The following is an 18720-nucleotide window of genomic DNA, read 5'->3' on the forward strand; positions in this document are numbered from 1 at the left end:
CGTACCCTCCACTATAAAAGAATTGATTAGAACAGCGCGTTGTCGTTATTGACCTTCTTGACCGCCCAGTTACAGCCGAGCACGAAGAGGAAGCCGCACAAGGACTGGTATAATCCGACGGCTGCCGGCATGCTGATGTCGCCGACGTTCTTGACCGCGCGGAACACGTAGGTATCGATCACGTCCGTCGTTTCAAACAACAGTCCATTATCGCCCACAATCGAGTAGATGGTCTGGAAATCGCCGTAAAATATTTTGCCGGCGGCGAGCAGGGTCACGATAATGACGGTTGGCACAAGCAGCGGAAGCGTAATGAAGCGGATTTTCTGCCATCCGTTTGCGCCATCCAATGCTGCCGCTTCATATAATTCATCGTCGATGCCCACGATTGTGGCCAAATAAAGAATAACGGCATACCCCGTATTTTTCCATATAAAAACACCGACGAGAATGCTCACCCAATAGCCGGCTGCGGAATACCAGTCAACCGCGGCTTGATTCATCGTCTGCAGGAGCTGGTTAAACAGGCCATATTTTGTGCTGAATATTAAGTAGACGAAATTACCTGCAACGATCGCCGAGAAGAAATACGGCAGGAACATCAGACTTTGATACATTCGGCGAAAAAAACTTCTTCTGATTTCATTCAATAAAATGGCGAATGCCACAGCTACGATCGTGCCGAATACAATGTAGTTGGCGTTGATGAATAACGTATTGAACGTTGTCCTCCACGCATAATCGCCTTGAAAGTAGAACGCGAAGTTCTGCAGCCCGACCCACTTGCTCCCGAATATGCCGTCGGCAAAGTTGTAGTCTTTGAATGCAATCAGAATACCCGGCAGCGGCAAATAGCAGAATACCAGGAAGAATGTCAGACCCGGCAGCGCCATGAGGTAATACCATTTGTTTCTTCGCAGTTCTTCGAACATGCCGTTCATACCATTGAATCGCTCCTCGTAAATTACGTTTGTTGTGTAAGCGTTGTCACCTCACAAATCATAACGGGTACGGCCGCAAATTGAAATTTCAGTTTGTTAAGATGATATAAATTAATTAAGAAACCCATGTTTGAAGTGTTCATTTGATATCAAAATCTTTCGATTCGGGCTGCTCAGCAAGCCCTGCCATGCCTGTACAATAAGAAAACCGGCTCCCTTTAATGAAAGGAAACCGGCTGTGCTGGCTTATTTTTTTATAAGCTTTCACCTGTACCAGGCTTATATGTCTAAGAGAAGAAACTTGCTCCGCCGAAAAAGGAAGGCGTTAGCCGTTTCTCCTTGTGCCGCTCATATATGCCATTGCCGCTTCGAGGTTCATTCCTCCCTCCCAAGGCCGATAACGCGTACCCTGTGGCTGTCCGTTCACGTAATATTCCGCCCATGCCCCTACCGGATCCAGTATGGAAAGCGTTTTTTCGAAAACCTCTCTGGCCAGCGGATGCTGCATTTTCGTTAATGCGTAAAGGAAGAGGCCATAGTCATATCCCAATGTTGTGGTACTATCAGGCTTTGAGGGTAATTTGCCGTCCTGCTTGTATTGGACAACCACTTCCTCCAGCATCGCGGACAACTCCGATTCGGAGAATATAGAAGCGTTCATATAGAAATGCATCAGGCTGACGGATTGCAAATAATGGATGGTGTCTGCGCTGCGCTCGAGAGGTTGGCTTGCCAGACAGGAAGGACAGACGTAGCGGTCTTTACCATTGTTCTGCGTCCATCCGAATCCGGTGCAGCCCTCGCATACTCCATGCCTGAATCCTGGAAGCTCCAAGCCGGATTTCCTGTCCGGGTTATTGGTCATCAGCTTGCCATCTTTCCAGAAATTGCTGCGGTAGTTTTCCCTGGTTAGCCTCAATATTTCCTTGTTCTCTGCCAGCTTCGGGTTTTCCCACAGCTTATGGCCGGCAATCCATTCAAGCAGCATGCTGCCGGCCTGAATGAAAAGCATGGTGGCTTCCGCCGATCCGTCATCGATGACATTCCGGGGGAGAACCCCGCAGGCAATGTAGGTCTCATCCCCATTAAAGGGAAGCATATGCCTAACCAAATGCCGGCACTGGGCGTGCCAAGCCCATTCCAGCATCGGGAAAATCTCTTGCAGGAGGGCAGCGTCACCCGTGCTGTTCAGATAGTCGAAGGATTGAATAATCAGATAGGCCGTAATTTCGACATCGTCGTTTTCATGAACATGGAATATCCCTTCCTGGCCGATCCCCTGCGCATTTTTTAAATAACCGTATCTGCACCAAATATTCCAATAGAATTCCAGCACCTGCTTGGCCTCTTGATCATGTCCCAGCTTCAATAAGCATCTGAAAGCCCCATATTGATCCCGGATGTACCCGAGATGATAATTATGGCCGGCCAGAATTCCCCCTTCCCTGCCTTGCTGCGTCTTCACAAGAATGGCGTAATCGTCTATGGTTTGCATCAGCAGCGGATAGAAAGGATCGTTCTCCGGAAACCTTCCCTCGAGCCCGATACGCTGGCGACCATAATTGTGCCAATATTCTCTTGTTTCGGAGAGCATTTCCGCGTAATCCCGCTTCAGAGCCTTGTCCGTATTCATCACACATTCCGGATACGTTGGACCACCGATAATATAGATGCAGCTTTCTCCCGGTTTGAACCGCAATTCATGCACATGTCCCTCTTCGCTCTCCCGTTGATCCATATGGTCCAGGCAGCCCGTTGCCACAACCTGCTGCACCCTCTCATGCCTGGTGGGGTAATTGCCGTAGATGAAACTCCCCGCTTTGGCGAAGGCCAACAGCGCAAATGTTGGGGCCGATTCGGAATAACGGCACGAATGATTAACGACTTTAATCATGCTTTCCGTGACCAGCTTGAACTTCAACGGTTCGCTTAAGGTGATCTTTCTTATCAGGCAAGGATTAACGCAATCAACGCTATCCACCATTTCGCCTATGGGCTGATGATGTCTCAAGAGGATATGCCTCCAGATCGCCGTTCCCTTTTCCCTTATGGAATGAACCTCGATCTCTTCCGTCTCATCGATCATCAGCTTCATGAAGGACGGAGAACTGTAAGGGGGCCCGAAAACCTGGATAATATTCGGGCCTTGTTCGTAAACCGCCAGCTCCCCGTTGCCTAGGCAATGAATCGCTCCTTCATCGTTTCTGTTCATGCTGTTCCAAATCCTCATTTAACAACAGCTCCACTATAATCAAATGATGTCCAGCCGCGTTAACGGTTAACGGGATTAATAGACCTTGCAATCCTTGTTCAAGTGTTGAATTGAGCCACTTTAGGCCCTGGCGCCGGTACCGGGAAGATTCCCGGCATGAAAGTCCCGGTATTGCTGCGGACTCATCCCCAGCGACTTGCGGAATATTTTCGTAAAATACGGCGGGTAATCGTATCCGGACATTTTGGAAATCTCATATATCTTGTATTCCGATTCGCGCAGCAGCTCCGCCGCCTTGCCAAGCCGCGTCTCCTGAATATATGCGTTCAGATTGATCCCGGTTACCTTCTTGAACAGCCGGGACAGATATGAGGGATTCAGCCGGCTCACCTCCGCCAGCCGAACGAGCGACAGGTCCTGCTCCAGATGGTCCCGTACATACGACTGCAGGGACAGGATGACAGAATTGACCCGGTTATCCTGTTCGTTCCGCCTCCATTCAAACAACAATTCCGCAATCCTGCTGAAAACCTCTCCTGCACGGTCGGGAGCTAAAGCCGGATTGTACGCAATGCGCAAATCCGGCTCTTGAAGCGCATGCAGCTGTTCCTCCATTTTCCACCCATGCACATGGGCAAACAGCATGAGCGACAGCGGATAATAGATGCCAAGAGCGGCCTGCGGCAGGTCGGCTGCGATTGCACGCTCCGCACTGTGCCGCATTTCCTCCAGCAGATCGGAAAACTCGCGCTTCTGCCCCGTCTCCAGATAACTGCCCAGCAAATCGAGTTTTTTCACTTGCAGCAGCGCCGCATCATGCGCCTGAGCCTTCGGCATCGGGGAGGACCCGTTGGTGTACCCGGCTATGCTCCCCTTGCCGCCAACCGCGGGCAAGCTGAAGATCTCCTTTCTTAGCGCTGCCAGCCTGTCAGCGGCTTCATCCCAGGCTACGCGCCTGTCATCAAGCAGAAAGTGGACGGACATGCCGGTCATTTCCTCGCACATCTCAAGTACAAGCTCCAAATTGCCCTTCAACTGGTAGCTCTCGCTGTCCCCATTCATGTCTTCCTCCAGGGATGCAGCCCGCTGGAGCAGCCATACCAGCGTACCGTCCTCCCCTATCAAAAAAGCCTTCTCGTATTTGACCCCGATATAGCGATTGATTGCGAGATTAACGCGGAACGCATTCTCGTCGCGGTTATCCCCGTCAGCCGCTTCGCCTGAATATTCCAGACGGGCCAGCATCAAGCGGACATCCCGTTCCGCCTGCAGGGGGAAATTCAGCTGTCTGAAACGCCTGCTGCGCCGCTCGGCCGGCAGCCGCTCGCCTCTCAGGAGCCCATACAGCATATCTTTCTGCAGCACCGGCAGAGCGAGCTGCATTTGACGGTTGGCTGTCTCGATTAAATCGGCCGTCTGGCGCGCCTCTTCAATTTCGGAAATTGCCGCCCGGACAAGTTCCAGAATGGCATCATGTCCTTCCGTCTTCAGCAAGTAGCGCACGCCGTCATGGCGTATCGCTTCATAGACGTATTCGAAGGCATTATACCCTGTGAGCAAAATCACCTTGCAATGCGGCCACCGTTCCTTGATCAGGGTCAGCAGCTGCAGTCCGGACATGCCGGGCATTTGAATATCCGTAATGACGATGTCCATTTTCGTTCGCTGCAGCCAGTCTATCGCCTCATCTGCGGAATACGCCTTATATACGTCAAGCTCAAGCCCTGAACCCAGCATCATGAATTCGTATAACCCGCTGACGATAAAAGGTTCATCATCCACGATCAGCATTCGTTTCACGCTCTGAATCCTCCTTTCCGCTTTGGATTATGCGATGACAATGCGTACCTGCAGCCCGCCTTCCGCACCATGCCGGAATACCAGACCGCTTCCGTCGCCAAACTTTAAGCGCAATCTGCGGTTAATGTTCACGATCGCGGTCGTTTCGGAAGAAGATGCTCCCGGCAGCATTTTCTCGTTCAATTGCACGATAACGGAATCAGGCAAGAGCGGCCCGTTATCCTCCACGACGATTTCAAGCCCGGCCGCCGAAACATCGAACGCGACCGTCAGCAGTCCGTCAGCCTTCTTGTCGGCCAATCCGTGCTCGAATACATTCTCAAGTATCGGCTGCAAAATAAGCCGCGGGACAAGTGTATCCGAGCAGCTTGCAGGCAGCTCCCCGAAATCGACGGCAAGGCGGTTCCAGAAACGCAGGCTCTGAATCTCGCAATACGTCCGCGCATGCTCCACCTCCATCTTAAGGGGTACGTCGTCCGCCGCATTGCGGGTAATAAACTGAAAGTAGGTACCCAGTTGACGGGTAAATTGCTTCACGTTATCGTAATCCTCGCTCATCGCCATGTTATAGAGAACAAAATAGGTATTATATAAAAAGTGCGGATTAATCTGCGATTGCAGCTGCTTGAGCTCGGCTTGCTGGGTCAAAATTTGCTGCTTGTATACCTGGTCGATCAATTGATTCAGATTGCGCACCATGCCGTTGAACCGTGTGAACACGAAACCATATTCGTCTTCGCTCCGATGGGTGATCTCCACGTTCAGATTTCCCTTCTCCATCTGCCTGAGCGCGCGAATAAGCTTGAGCATCGGCTGCTGGACGAACTTGAACGCAGACAGCATATAGACAAATACGATCAAGACGGCCGCCATGGAGTAAACCAGAAACAGCCCCTTGAAGCGGTCCGCTTTTTCCGTGAGCGCTTCCTGATGCACGTAAACGGCCAGCGTCGCGCCGAGATAAGAGGACGTTTCATAAACGGCGAAGTAGTTCTGGCCGTCCTGTGCAAACGTCAGACTCCCGCTTCCGGACAAGTCGGGGAGAGCTTGCAGCGCAGCGCCGAGCGCGGCGGCAAGCTGTTCGTCCGCCCCGGGCAATCCGACCAGGCTCCGGTCTGGCAGCAGCAGCGCCGTCCCTCCACCGGGGCGTGTATCCAACTGCCCCAGCGAGGCGCGGATCCGGTCGATGGACAACGTAGCCGTCAGCAGATGGACTTTCTTCTCCATGCGGTAGCGCATATCCAGCGGCAGTAAAGCGCGCAAATAAAAGTCGCCGCGGTACTGCAGCAGCTGCGATTTGGAATTGGTCGACGCGCGATTGAAAAAAGCCAACGCATCCGGGTCGACATTCCCCACCCCCTCATTGGACGTGACGAACATTTCAGCAGAAGGGATGTACGCGGTTACATCTTTGACATATAAATTGCTGTTCTTCAGCACTAACAGACGCTGCTGCAGGTTGTTGATGGAGCGGTAGATTTCGTAATCCGACATTTTGGTTACCGTGTCAGCCAGATCGGTGAGGTTGCTATCGTACAGAGTGTTGTACAGCAGCGAATTAATGCGCTGAACCTCGGTGTTGAGGTTGCTGGTGAAAAAAGCCACCTGCGATTTCATCGTCCGCTCCAGTTCCTCCTTAACGCTGCCGATCCCCCAGTTATAAATTAAAAACGCGACCAGGTAGAGAGGAGATACAATGAGCAGAAAGGTAAGCATAAGCCGTGTGAAAATCGACTTTCGCCAAAAGATGAGAGCGCTCTCCAAAATGTTGTCCCCTTTTGTTCCGACTAAAGTTGCCGGCGCCTGCCGGTACCCGTACATTATAACAAAAGCGTCTCCTGAATTCGCATATCCTTTGTGGAACGTTATACGCCTGGTTCTCCGGTGCAATCAACCGGAATGCGCAAAAGGAACGGTCGAACCCTCCTTATTGGAAGGTTCGGCGTTCCCCTTTCAGCGGGCTGCTGCTAGCTCCTTTCCATGAATGCTGCGTCGATGACTCCCTCCGCCGCCTCAATGAATGGAACGCCCTCCTTGCGGCCTACTATGCCGAAGCCTGTGGCAGTCGCGATGAAACAGCGGAAATTGTCCGGCGCATCATGCCGCATATGCAGCTTTCGTTCGACGGCGTCATAGCGGATGCCATAATAGGCGCCGATCAGGGCATAAGAGGCCATCGCCCGGCCGTACCAGAGGCCGCACTCGTATTCCGCAAACGGGTTGCGAACGCGTCCGTCATACCGGCTGCGGCAAGCGCGCACGATCTCCAGCGCTTCATCGCGGTGGCCCGCGAGCATCAAGTGCGAAGCGACCTGATATTCGATGCCGGTCCACGTCTCATGACTGTATTGCAGCGGCAGCAGGGGTTCCCCGCCGCGGGGCCAGGTGCAGAGCAGCAAGCCGCCTTCGCGGCCGAGCGCAAAACCGGGACGCTGCGGATTGGCGTGCCCGGACAAATCCGCCTTGAAATTGTATTTGTATACGCTGAGCAGATGGCTCTTCACTTGTGCCGGATCGAGAATGTCCCCCAGCCCGCATACCGCGGCAAGCCACGCCCCAAGCAGACCGTCCGCGAGACAGCCCCGGCCGTATTGATATTTGGGACCTTCCCGCTTGAAAATTTCGTATGCTTCCTCGGAATACTGAACGTTTCCCGCATCCATGCCAAGCGTCGGGAGCTCCGCCCGCAAACCTTCCCACGTCGTACGCTGCTCGTAGTATTCGCCGTTGAATAACTCGCACTCCATGTACGCCTTGCCCTTCGCATAGAGATCCGCATAGACCGAGCCGTCTTCTCCGAGCGCCACGCTCATGAGACTGGCAGCCTTCAAGGCTCCGATGTAGATGGAAGAGCACATCGGGTCCGGCCCCCAAAACTCGATATCATACGTATTGTGATGCGGCTCCACCAGAACGCCAAGCCGGTCCGGGTCCCAGGTATCCATACAATAATGAAGACTTTTCTTCAACGGTTCCCATCGTGAGCGCAGCCACTCCAGATCGCCCGCGATCCGCCATTCGCGGTACACCTTCATGATGCCGCCAAGCTGTCCGTCTGCCGCCGCATAATAGTCATGCACGGCAGGGACGATCGGCAGCGGAAGCCGGAATGCCTGATGACCGGTCTCGTCCAGCCCCTCCGCAAGCTCGCTTTCCCGCATTCCGCGCTCCAGGTCGGAGAACAAATGCGGCAGTCCCTGCGCATAATTCCAGACATGCGTACATGTACCATAGCAGCTCCCCTCCGTATCGAAGGAGCCTTCCCATGCCCACAGCTTGCCGTCCGGCTGCCGCATCACTGTCGGCGACTTCAGGATAGTCAGATTAGCCGATACGGCCTCAAGTATTTCATCCGGAACGTCGGATCGGTAGAAGGTGTCAGTGAAGACTGCCGTCCGGCTGCGGAGCACGTCATAGCTCTCGCGCCAATAGGCCTCTACTTCACCGATTTCGGCGAACTTGCCGGCATACCACGGCCGATGCGTCATATCTCCGAAGCCTTCCACTTCCGGGCTTGCGGCGCCGTGCCTTTGATCCGTGACCGGGACATGCCAGCATAGCCGAAGGCAAATCCGCTTCTCTTCACCCGGTTGCAATTGCAGCGGTACGTACAGGCTCCCGCCAGGCCCCGTCCTGCCGCCGCTTGCTTCAGGTTCGGAATACGGAAGACTGCCTCCCTTTTCAATGGTCTTCCACAGCATCGTCAATGCATCGAACCAGATCGGTCCTTGGAACCATTTCGTATGAACGGTTGTGCCAGGCCGGTCGGTAACAGCGCTGAAGGCGCCCCCGCTCCAAGGCTGGTCCTCGACTGGGGACTGCGAGAGGACGAACCCACCCTCCGTTTGTCTGACCCCGGCCCCGCCCGATCCCAGTGACATAAAATTGTACGCATGGAACGCGTACACAAGATCGACCTGCTGCTCCGACTCATTCCTGAACGTGTATTCCAATCCCGCCACCGGAAGGCTCGAATGGTCGGTATCGGACGGAATGAACGGGCTCCAGCCTGTCAGGCTCACGCTGACTGGAAGAGTCTCATCCTTTAATTGAATGTCTCCAAACGGAAACCGCGATGTGAAGGAGCATTCCTTCATCCTGGGCAGGCCGTAATGACGGCCATTTTGCCCGCCGGCAGCTCCGCCGTTAGGCCCGCTTCTGGTGTCAAACACTTTCCAGGAGGGTACGGGCCCTTCCAATATTCTGGCTTCCGGGTTCTCGCCAAGCACCGTCATGGTGGAGAACAACAAGGGCAGGTGCTGCAATTCCGGCTTGCCCCGCAAGGATACATGAGACAACGCTCCCGTCCCTTCCAGACCGATCATGCCCGCCCCGATTCCCCCCAATGGGTAGACAATCCGATCCTGTCGGCCATCCGTGTATACGCCGTTAAATGTTTTCATAGCTTCTTCTCCATTTTGCCTTTAAGGCTCCAAGTTATAGTAAAGACTGAAAATACCAACCGGCAGCGCGTTTTCATTAGAAGAGCATTCGCTGACCCGTTTATCGTATTCCAAACAACGCGTACGATCAGCAGACTTTATCTTCATCAACTTCGCGCCAGCCAGCACGTTACTGTAAGTGCCTTACAGTAGTGCATTACAATAAGCACGTTATGGTTAGCGCATTACAGTTACCGCGTTACGGTGACCTTGATGGTCCGGCTCGTCGTCCCTCCGGCCTCGTTCGCCAGCTCGCACCGGTATTCATAGACGCCAGGCTTTCTTCCGGCAACCGCAGTAACGGCCGATTGCGCATTGGGCGTGCGGACGGTTAGCGTTTGCGTATCAATAAGTACACCGTTCTCGTACAAGCGGTAAGTTGTGCCGCTTGTGCCCCACCACATATTCATGCTCACCTGGAAATTGCCGCCGCCATCCCAATTGTTGTGAGACAGTACAGGCTGGGAAGGCGTCGCCTGCGTAACGGGCACCTCAAGAACCTGGCTTCTCGTCGTACCGTGCATATTGGTCAATTCGGCATAATAACGATAATTGCCATTGCTTTTGCCGCTAATCACCGTCGAGACCGTCTGAGCCTGCGGCGAACGGGCAGTCAGCACCTGCGTATCGATGAGCGTATCATTCTCATAAAGCTTATAGACCGTGCCGTTATTCCCCCACCACATATTCATGGTGACCTTGTAGGAACCGTCCTTGATTCCCGTGTCGTGCCCGTTGTCATCCGACAGCACCGGCGTTCCCGGCGCTCCGGCCGCTGCGGAATCTTCCCCTGCGGTTTTCCGGACCAGCAGCACCCAATCCTCCAGCGATGGCGGCGCCGGAACAGGAACCGTTCCGCTTGCGTCCGCCTGCATAACGGGCAAGTCGGTATAGACGCCGCTCTGCGGGTTGAACCATTGCCGGCTGTAAGCGGCCCCGGGAACAAGATGCTGGAGCATGCCCGTATACATGGCCGTTCGCTTGGGCAGATAAGCGACAACTAGCGACCGGTCAGCGTTTGATTTGTGGCCGGGCTTGTAAGCATCCGTGCCGGTCGGAGCGCCCGTCCATGCGATTGCGTCCGGTTTAGGCTCCAGCGCAAACCAATCCAGCGCCGTCATGAATTGCTTCATATAGGACAGCTGCTTGTCGGTAACCGCAAAATCGAGCGCCTCGTTCCAAGCGTATTCCGTCCCCGAATAAATGCAATTCGGATGCGTGTCGGTATTCGTCCAGCAAGGATACCAGATGCCCTGGGCGCTGGTTGCAAATCCTGCGCTGCCGCCCATTTGGGACTGCCAAGCCGCATGCCGCGTATACCAGTCCGGATTGTCGCCGATCTTCTCGAAGTTTGCTTCCGTCTCGATGATAGGTTTGGATGCTCTGTTGTACAGGTTGGCCCAGGCATCCGCATTAACGGGAGCACCGTGGCCGATCTCGTTATTAATGTAACGGAACCAGCTTTCAGTGAAGAAGGGATACGTGCCCCCATACGGGCTGCCGGTCCAAAAATCCATATTGCTGTCCAGCCGCTCGTAAGGGTCTAGCTGATGCAAGTACGATCCGACTTCCTGAAATATGGTTTTGGCCGCAACGTTGCCGCTGTATTCACCTGTCCATAATACCTCGGTGCCGGAGAGCCAATTGACCGGATAAGCCCCGTAACGGGCTAATATATATCTCGTGATCCGCTTGTCGTCGTCCAACTTTGCGATATCGTAATACCCGCTGCTGAAGCCGGGATTATTGAAGGACACGATCAGGCCGCTTTGGGCAAGATAATCCATTTTGCGGTCACCGTCACGCCAGTAATCCAGATTCATGTCGGTGAAATAATCATCTTTCCACGGACAGGCTTCTCCGGAGAAACACCATCCCGCAGGAATTTGCGCAAACGGCGAGGTCTGTATGACGTTATAACCGTTAGCCACATTCCGGTCGGTTATGCCCTTGAACTGTGAGTCGAATCTCGCATCGTTCGACTCGTCATAACGCTCGCCCTTGAATATTCCCCAGCGGGTATAGCCAAGCCAATAGAAAGGCGTTCCGTCCGAATAGGTGATATAGCGGCCATTGGCGCTCGGCTTAAGCGCCCAACCGCGCTTGTAGCTTTCCAGCGTCCCGCTGTAGGCCGTTACCGTGATACTTCCCGTCTGTCCGTGAAGACCCGTATCGGCCGGATTCGTCGCGGACGTTGAATACGTCCATTCCCCAACCTGATTCGGGGCAAAACGGATCTTCCACACCGAACCGCCGTCCCAGAAGCCGGGCATCGTCATCGTGGTCTGATCGGGCGCTGTAAAAGTCGCTTCGATATCCACATCCTTGTAGGGATTGGCGTACATTCCACCGGCCGTCAACGAAATTTCGACCATTTTCCATTCTTCCGTGGCAAGCTCCTCGGCATGACCTTCTTGAGCAAACCCCAGCATGGCCAATATCGCCAGGGAGAGCAGCAGGCCTGCGAGAACCCCTTTCCGCCCCATAGCCGGTATCCTTGCAAATAGTGAAGCCTTCCGATTTTCTGTCATCTCAACTCACTCCTTCTGCAGTGTATTGTGATCACCAAGCCCATAGGTTGCTATTATCATCGACTGTGGTATTACTGAGTGTTGCCAGGTATAACCGGCTGCCGTGAGGGGGAAGTTTGACGATCAATTGCTCGACCCGGACATCCCTATCCCATTTCGTCTTCCACAGCTTGACATGCCATGCCTTCACACCTGTAAGCTGCTCCAGATCGTACTGCTCTGTAAGCGGCTCCGAGGTCGGATTAAAGAACAGCAGGAGCGCCCGGCCTTCCTCCGGCCACACATGCGTGAGAACCAGTTCCTTGCGCCCTTCATGAAGCAAAGGCTGGCGTGCCCGGACAACCCTCTCCCCGGGCACGATCATCCGAAACAGATCGATCCTCTCCGGAGGAAGCTCATGCAGCGGATCGGACGTATAGATGGTTCCGCCTGACACAGCTTGCAGCAGAGCCAGCGACTCCAGCTCCGCCCCGCTCATATGGATGTGGAAATCGCGGAGCAGCACCGCATCGGGATCGTTCTGCCAGAACAGCCCATTCATATAGCTGCAGCCGGAGATTTGCCGGATCATATTTTCCGGACCAAACTGCCTGTCGTTCCACTCCGCTCCGATGTCGTCGCCGATCCGCATGGCATCGGCATAGCCGATGAAGGGCATGAACGGAGCGATGCAGCCGATCCAATAGCTTTCTTCGCCGATTTCCTCGCGAATCGCTTCGAGCAGCTGGCGAAAGTATTGCACGGAAGTGAGCCCGGGCGTATGCCGGCTGACCTTCGTGCTGTCCTGAATGCCCCACAGCATGAAATCGGTTTTGAATAATTGCGCCCCCTGGCTGCGAAAGGTGCGGAAGACGCCTCGAATGTAGTTCATCGCCTCCGGATGGCTCGTATCGAGCACGTAATATTCGTCATCGGCATAACCCCACGCCTTCGGCTCATTGTAGCAGCGCCATTCGATAACCGGGTGTCCGGACAAATCATGCAGGACCCACTCCGGATGGTCCCGATAAAGGCTGCTGCGGCTGCCGACCATAAACGGAGCGATCCAGATGCCGGGGGTGTACCCGCTGTCCGCGATATCGGCGAATGCCGGGCCCAGCCCTTCCGGCCAAAGCTCATTCGACTCCAGCCAGTCCCCTGCGGAAGGGAAATATCCGGCGTCGATCTGAATGGACTGGAGCGGAACAGCAGGCTGCAGCTTGGAGAATGCAGGCAAATATTCGCGCAGCAGCTGATGGGAGAAACGGTGGTACCAATAATACCAGGAGCACCAGTGATAGGCCGGCGCCCGGTGCGTCCTCGCTTCCATGGCGGCGCCGATCGAGCTTGCTGCCGCTGATAGCGCTTGTTCCAAATCGGTGAACCCACTTAATTGAATCGGTGGCAAGCAGACTGCCGCTCCCCCCGCCGCTGTCCGTTCCATCCGGAAACCGGCCGAAATGACGATCCCCCCTTCCTCTCCGCCAAGAGTCTGAATATCGTACCGGTGGATGTAGGTGTCCTGCTTGTCGGCCCAGCAGCTCAAATATTGTCCTCCCCCGCCCAGAACGGCGAGTCCGTAGCTCTCCGCCTTGCCAAGCGGCTGCTGCGCCAGCTGACTGGCGGCAATCAGTCCGGTTGCTGCTCCTATGCCGAAGCCTTGACGATATACGGACGGGAGCGACTCCGCCCTGGCCTGGAAGAAAGGATAGAAGCTGTGCGGTGCGGCTGTAAATCCCCGTAATTCGGTTGCAATTGCAATCCCGGAGCCACCCGCTTCGTCTGAACGGTCCGCAATCCGGACCACAACCTGCCTGGGATCCCCAGACCTCCCAAGCTCCCGGCTATCCAGCGTATATACGGCTTCGCAATAATCCTTGCCGCGTGTCACCCCCACCTGCACCGGGCGCAAGGGCCGACCGTCTATCCCCGGGTAACAGTCGAGCAGCTTCATGTCCCCGGCCAAGATATCAAAACTTCCATCATCGTGAACCTTCACCTTTACGTCCATAGCCGCCTCATTCCTTCACGCTGCCAAGGACAATGCCCTTGACGAAATATTTCTGCAAGAATGGATACAAACACATAATGGGAAACGCCGCCAGAAAAATTTGCGCCGCCTTGAGCGTCCGGTCGGAAACCGCCATCAGGTTGGCCAATTCCTCCTTGCTTGCGTGGGATAGCGCACTGGCGTCGAAGCTGACCACTTTCGTCTGCAAATAAGTCTGCAGCGGATAATGTTCCGGCCTCTTCATCAGAATCAAGCCGTCGAACCACGAGTTCCAGTGGCCGACGCAGGTGAACAACAGGATCGTGGCCAGCGCGGGTTTGGACAAAGGGACAAGGATGCGCCACATGATCGTCCAATGTCCGGCGCCGTCTACGAAGGCCGATTCCTGAAGCTCCTTCGGCAGCTGGCGGAAGAAGTTCAACAGCAGGATACAGTTGAAAACCGGTACTGCTCCCGGCAGCACCAGCGCCCAGATCGTATCCATCAGATGAAGCTCGCGGATCGTCAGGTACCATGGAATCAGCCCTCCGCTGAACAGCATGGTGAAGAACAGAAACCACGCGTACCAGGTACGGAACCGGAATTCCCTGACTTCCTTGGAGAGCGGATACGCGACCAGAATCGTCAGAAACATATTGATCAGCGAGCCGAGCACGACCCGCTGGATAGAAACCCAATAAGAAGAAAGCAGCAGCTTGTCTTCGAAAGCAAACTGATAGGATCGCAGCGTAAAATTCACCGGCCACAGCTTCACGGCGCCAGCCGCCGCATCGGCGCTCTCGCTGAGCGACACCGCCAGCACATTGACGATCGGCGCCACGCAAACCAGGGCTGCCGCAATCAAAAAAAAGGTATTAAAAACATTAAATACCGACTCCGTTTTGCTCCGAAACACGATCACGGCCCCCTTCTTCAAAAAATGCGATAATTAGCAAACCGGTAAGCGCACAGGTAGGAAATGACAATAAAACAGGTCGAGACAATCGACTTGAACAGCCCTACTGCAGTGGCCACACCATATTGCGCATCGAGAAGGCCGAGTCTGTACACAAGCGTGTCAAGAATGTCCCCTGTCCGGTAGACGACCGGACTGTATAAATTAAACACCTGGTCGAAGCCGGCATTCAGTACATTGCCGAGACTGAGCGTCATCATGAGTACGATGATCGGCGCCATGCCGGGCAGCGTAATATGCAGCGTCTGCTTTAGCCGGGTCGCGCCGTCGCAGACGGCAGCCTCGTACAAGGCAGGATTAATCGAAGTAATAGCGGCCAGATAGATAATGGTGCCGAAGCCGAACTCTTTCCAGACATCCGACGCGACGAGCATATAAGGGAACAAGCGTTCATTGCCGAGAAAAAATACCGGTTCGATGCCGGCCACTCCAAGCAGGCTGTTCAGCAGTCCCCCGGAAGGCGACAAAATATCGATCATAATCCCCCCCAGGATCACCCAGGACATGAAATGCGGAAGATAAATAAGCGTCTGGATCGTTCGTTTGACCTTGCTCCCCAGGATTTCGTTCAGCAGCAGCGCGAACGTGATGGGGGCGACCAGACCGGCAACGATCTTCATTAACGAAATATAAACCGTATTCCACATGACCTGCCCAAAACCCGGCATGTTCATGACATATTGGAAGTTATCCCACCCGACGAACGGAGAACCGAAGAAACCCTTGCTCGGATTAAACCGCTCGAAGGCAATCAATATTCCGGCCATGGGCATGTAGCTGAAAAGCAGGACGATAATAACGGCCGGCAGCAGCATCAGGTGCAGCGGCCATTCTTTCGCATGTCTCTTTCGTTTCGATGAGGAAGAAGAAGCTCCAATCATTACTGTCATCACCCTTTGATTCTAAGTAGCGAAGGAGAAGCACGCGTGCAGCCTCCCCCTCGCTTATCTGTGCTTACTTCTGGTCGGCTGCCCAGCCATTGACTTCTTCCGTAATATCCGCACCGCCGAGCGAGTTCCAATTCTGCACGAACTTATCGAATTGCTCGATGGGGGTAACCCCCATAATGAATTTCGTATAATTCTCCAGCACCAACTTCTCCAATGTCGATTGCTTGGCTGTCATCGTCGGCGTAGGCGCGCCGTAGAAAGCCGGTTGAACGATTTGTCCTTTCTCGACATATTCGTTGATTACGCTGTAAGCGCCGAACGGTCCGACCCAGACCCACCCCGGAAAGTTTTCTGTTTTCACACCGCCGGCTTTGCCTTCGCCGCCTTCGCCGGCAAAGTTTTCTGTAAACTGCTTGAGATCGTTATCGTTGCCCTGGTTCCAGGCGCTTAAGCTTTTGGCATCCTTCGTTTTGCCGAATTCAACGATTCCGTTGTGGATCAATATGTTTTGCTGCGGGTGGAATACCGTAATCGGCGAGTACTTATATTCGCTGTGAGATTCTTCCGGATAGTTCGGTCCATTGTGATACCTCGGGTCATAATTCTCGCTCATCGGATTTTGCTTGTTCAGGAAATAGTTCAGGATTTTAACCGCAGCTTCGGGATTCTTCGCGCCTTTACGGACGACATAGAAGTTGCTGACGCCCAGAACGTTCTCCGCCGTAATCTTATCGTCGATGGAAGGGATCGCATAAGGCCTCCAGTCGGCCTGCGGATTCTTCTTAACCGCATCCGGCAGCGGCGAGAATGCGTTCCAGTGCTGGCCGTAGAACATGCCGATCTTCTCGGAGACGACCGACTCGCTCACTTTCCCGCCATCCTTCACGGCAAAATCCTTCTCGATATAGCCTGCTTTGTACATCTCCGCCAGTTTCCCCAGGGCGGTCTTCGCTTCGGCTTGGACGTAGCCCAGAATCAGCTTCCCGCTGCTGTCCTTGTTCCATAGCAGATTGCCGGGCATGCCAGTCACGACATGGTAGCCGTTGAAATATCCGTTCAGTACGTATTGGCCGCCGAACAGCTCTTTCTGCAGACCAAGGCCGTACGTATCCTTCTGTCCGTTGCCGTCAGGATCGTTCTCTGTGAACGCCTTGGCCACGTTCATCAGATCGTCCATAGTCTTAGGCGGCTGCAATCCCGCCTTGTCGAGCCAATCCTTACGCACCCACAGCACGGGCGCAGAGTCGAGTGCGCCGTTCATCGCCGGGATTGCCAGCAGCTTGCCGTCGAACGTTGCCTGTTTCAACCCGATGCCGCCATCCGCCGTCATGATCTGATTCGTTAAGTCGGACTTGTAAGACTCATAGACGTCCGTCAGATCCTCGACCATCTCGTTGTCGACCAACTGCTTGAGCTGAACCGCATTGACGAGCGTAATATCGGGCAGATCGTCCGAAGCAATCGTCACGTTCAATTTCTGTTCATACTGATTGTCCGGAACGAGCCAATCCACCTTCAGCTTGACGCCTAATTCCTGATCAAGCCCTTGCGTCCACAGATTGTTGTCGATCGACTCGCCTGCCGGAAATTTCATCGCTCCGTCATCAAGCGACTTGACCGTCGTCACCTGAATCGGCGGATCGAACTTGGCGAGCGGGTCACGCGGCCCCGACTCCGCTCCCTCCTTGGTTGAACCAGCCGTTTCGTTTACGCCGCTTTCGTTCTTCTGTTTGTTTGGCGCTTGGCCGCCTTCCCCATTCGAACCGCTGCATGCCGCAAGCATCATTACGAGCATGAACGCCATCGCAGCCAGACCCACTGTCTTTATCCGTATTCTCTTGTTCATATTTCTCCTCCATCGATGTAGTTAGAGCCCCCTTTTGTCTTGTAAGCGCTCTATATGGCTTCATTATGATTCATCCGGCGCGTTCTGCAAACGCATAACCTTTTTACCTGCTTATAGTTTTTTTACCTCGAAGGCTGCGACCGCTTGTTTTTACACCGGTTAAAAAATTGCCGCCAACATGCCAAATAGCCCGCAGCTGAATATCCAGATGCAGACTTTATGCTCGAAGAACCGTGAAGCGGCGCTTACCATGATTTCCTATAAAAAAATCCATCTCTCCCTATAAGCGGTACGCTCATAAGGAGAATGGATCGTGTAGTTCAAAAAGATTAACCTTTAACTGCCCCTGCAGTCATTCCCGCGATCAGATGCTTCTGAGCGAACATGTAGAAGATAAGGACAGGAAGCGCGCAAATAATCAGATCCGCGAAAAGAAGTTCCCATTGCGTTCCGTACATGGAATTAAAATGATAAATCGTCATGGGGAGTGTCTGCTGTGAGGACTCCGGCAAATAGATCAGCGGACCGATGAAATCGTTCCACGTTCCCATAAAGGTCAGAATAGCCCCCGTAGCAATAATCGGCTTTAACTGCGACAAAATGACTTGGAAAAACAGCCGAAATACTCCGCACCCTTCAATCATCGCCGATTCATCAATTTCTTTGGGCACCGTCTTGATAAAACCCGAGAAGAGAAATACCAGCACGGGCGACCCTCCGGCAATACCAAGCAGAATGAATCCAAGCCGCGTACCATATAAGTGAACCCAATCCATCACGAGGATGGTCGGGATCAGAAACCCTCCGGGTATAAGGCCAAACAGGATTAAGGATAAGACAAGCCGGCTCCACCGATCAGATCTTCTGGCCAGAACGAATGCCGTCATGGATGAAAGCAAGGTTTGACTGACAACAGCAAAAAAAACAAAAAATACACTGGTACTGCAGTGTCTAAAATAATCAGCAACAAATAACCTTGGCCGACTAACGGCCAAGGTTATTTCAATACATGTGAATCGGAGCGGGTCCGGCGATGAGTGACCCACCATCATCGCCGGATCTGAATTGTCCCCGATGGAAGATAAAACCAGTATATAACCCATTTCGCGTAAT

The 18720-nt window shown here is 53.7% G+C and carries 11 protein-coding genes; all 11 read right to left on the minus strand.

Translation table 11 applies throughout. The annotated features are described in order from the left end of the window. Positions 1-26: 26 nt before the first annotated feature. Positions 27-941, minus strand: a complete 915-nt coding sequence (locus tag IEY46_RS24270) for an ABC transporter permease (protein ID WP_188995902.1) — start codon at positions 939-941, stop codon at positions 27-29. Positions 942-1266: 325 nt separating this feature from the next. Next, the gene (locus IEY46_RS24275; RefSeq protein WP_188995904.1) at positions 1267-3153 is read right to left on the minus strand and encodes a hypothetical protein; all 1887 of its coding nucleotides are present in this window, start codon (positions 3151-3153) and stop codon (positions 1267-1269) included. A gap of 120 nt (positions 3154-3273) precedes the next feature. After that, positions 3274-4944 (minus strand): response regulator, encoded by a 1671-nt coding sequence (locus IEY46_RS24280; RefSeq protein ID WP_229750519.1) that lies wholly within the window; start codon positions 4942-4944, stop codon positions 3274-3276. 36 nt (positions 4945-4980) lie between these two features. Continuing rightward, on the minus strand, positions 4981-6774 hold the full coding sequence (locus tag IEY46_RS24285) for a sensor histidine kinase (RefSeq protein WP_188995908.1): 1794 nt from the start codon (positions 6772-6774) through the stop codon (positions 4981-4983). 146 nt (positions 6775-6920) lie between these two features. Continuing rightward, complete coding sequence (locus IEY46_RS24290; protein ID WP_188995910.1) at positions 6921-9356, minus strand: GH116 family glycosyl hydrolase; 2436 nt, start codon at positions 9354-9356, stop codon at positions 6921-6923. Positions 9357-9586: 230 nt separating this feature from the next. Continuing rightward, positions 9587-11926, minus strand: coding sequence for an apiosidase-like domain-containing protein (locus IEY46_RS24295; RefSeq protein WP_188995913.1), 2340 nt, complete (start codon positions 11924-11926; stop codon positions 9587-9589). A 31-nt stretch (positions 11927-11957) separates the two neighbouring features. Continuing rightward, the gene (locus IEY46_RS24300) at positions 11958-13916 is read right to left on the minus strand and encodes a glycoside hydrolase family 36 protein (protein WP_188995915.1); all 1959 of its coding nucleotides are present in this window, start codon (positions 13914-13916) and stop codon (positions 11958-11960) included. A 7-nt stretch (positions 13917-13923) separates the two neighbouring features. Then, on the minus strand, positions 13924-14817 hold the full coding sequence (locus IEY46_RS24305) for a carbohydrate ABC transporter permease (protein WP_229750497.1): 894 nt from the start codon (positions 14815-14817) through the stop codon (positions 13924-13926). Between the two features lie 11 nt (positions 14818-14828). Then, the gene (locus IEY46_RS24310) at positions 14829-15752 is read right to left on the minus strand and encodes an ABC transporter permease (protein WP_188995917.1); all 924 of its coding nucleotides are present in this window, start codon (positions 15750-15752) and stop codon (positions 14829-14831) included. Positions 15753-15825: 73 nt separating this feature from the next. Further along, positions 15826-17607, minus strand: a complete 1782-nt coding sequence (locus IEY46_RS24315; RefSeq protein WP_188995919.1) for an extracellular solute-binding protein — start codon at positions 17605-17607, stop codon at positions 15826-15828. Positions 17608-17936: 329 nt separating this feature from the next. After that, positions 17937-18710 carry a carbohydrate ABC transporter permease gene (locus IEY46_RS24320; protein ID WP_188995921.1) on the minus strand — a complete coding sequence of 258 codons (774 nt, stop codon included), beginning with the start codon at positions 18708-18710 and terminating at the stop codon, positions 17937-17939. Positions 18711-18720: the final 10 nt, after the last annotated feature.

This window comes from Paenibacillus nasutitermitis (assembly GCF_014641075.1).
Lineage (GTDB): Bacteria > Bacillota > Bacilli > Paenibacillales > Paenibacillaceae > Paenibacillus_Z > Paenibacillus_Z nasutitermitis.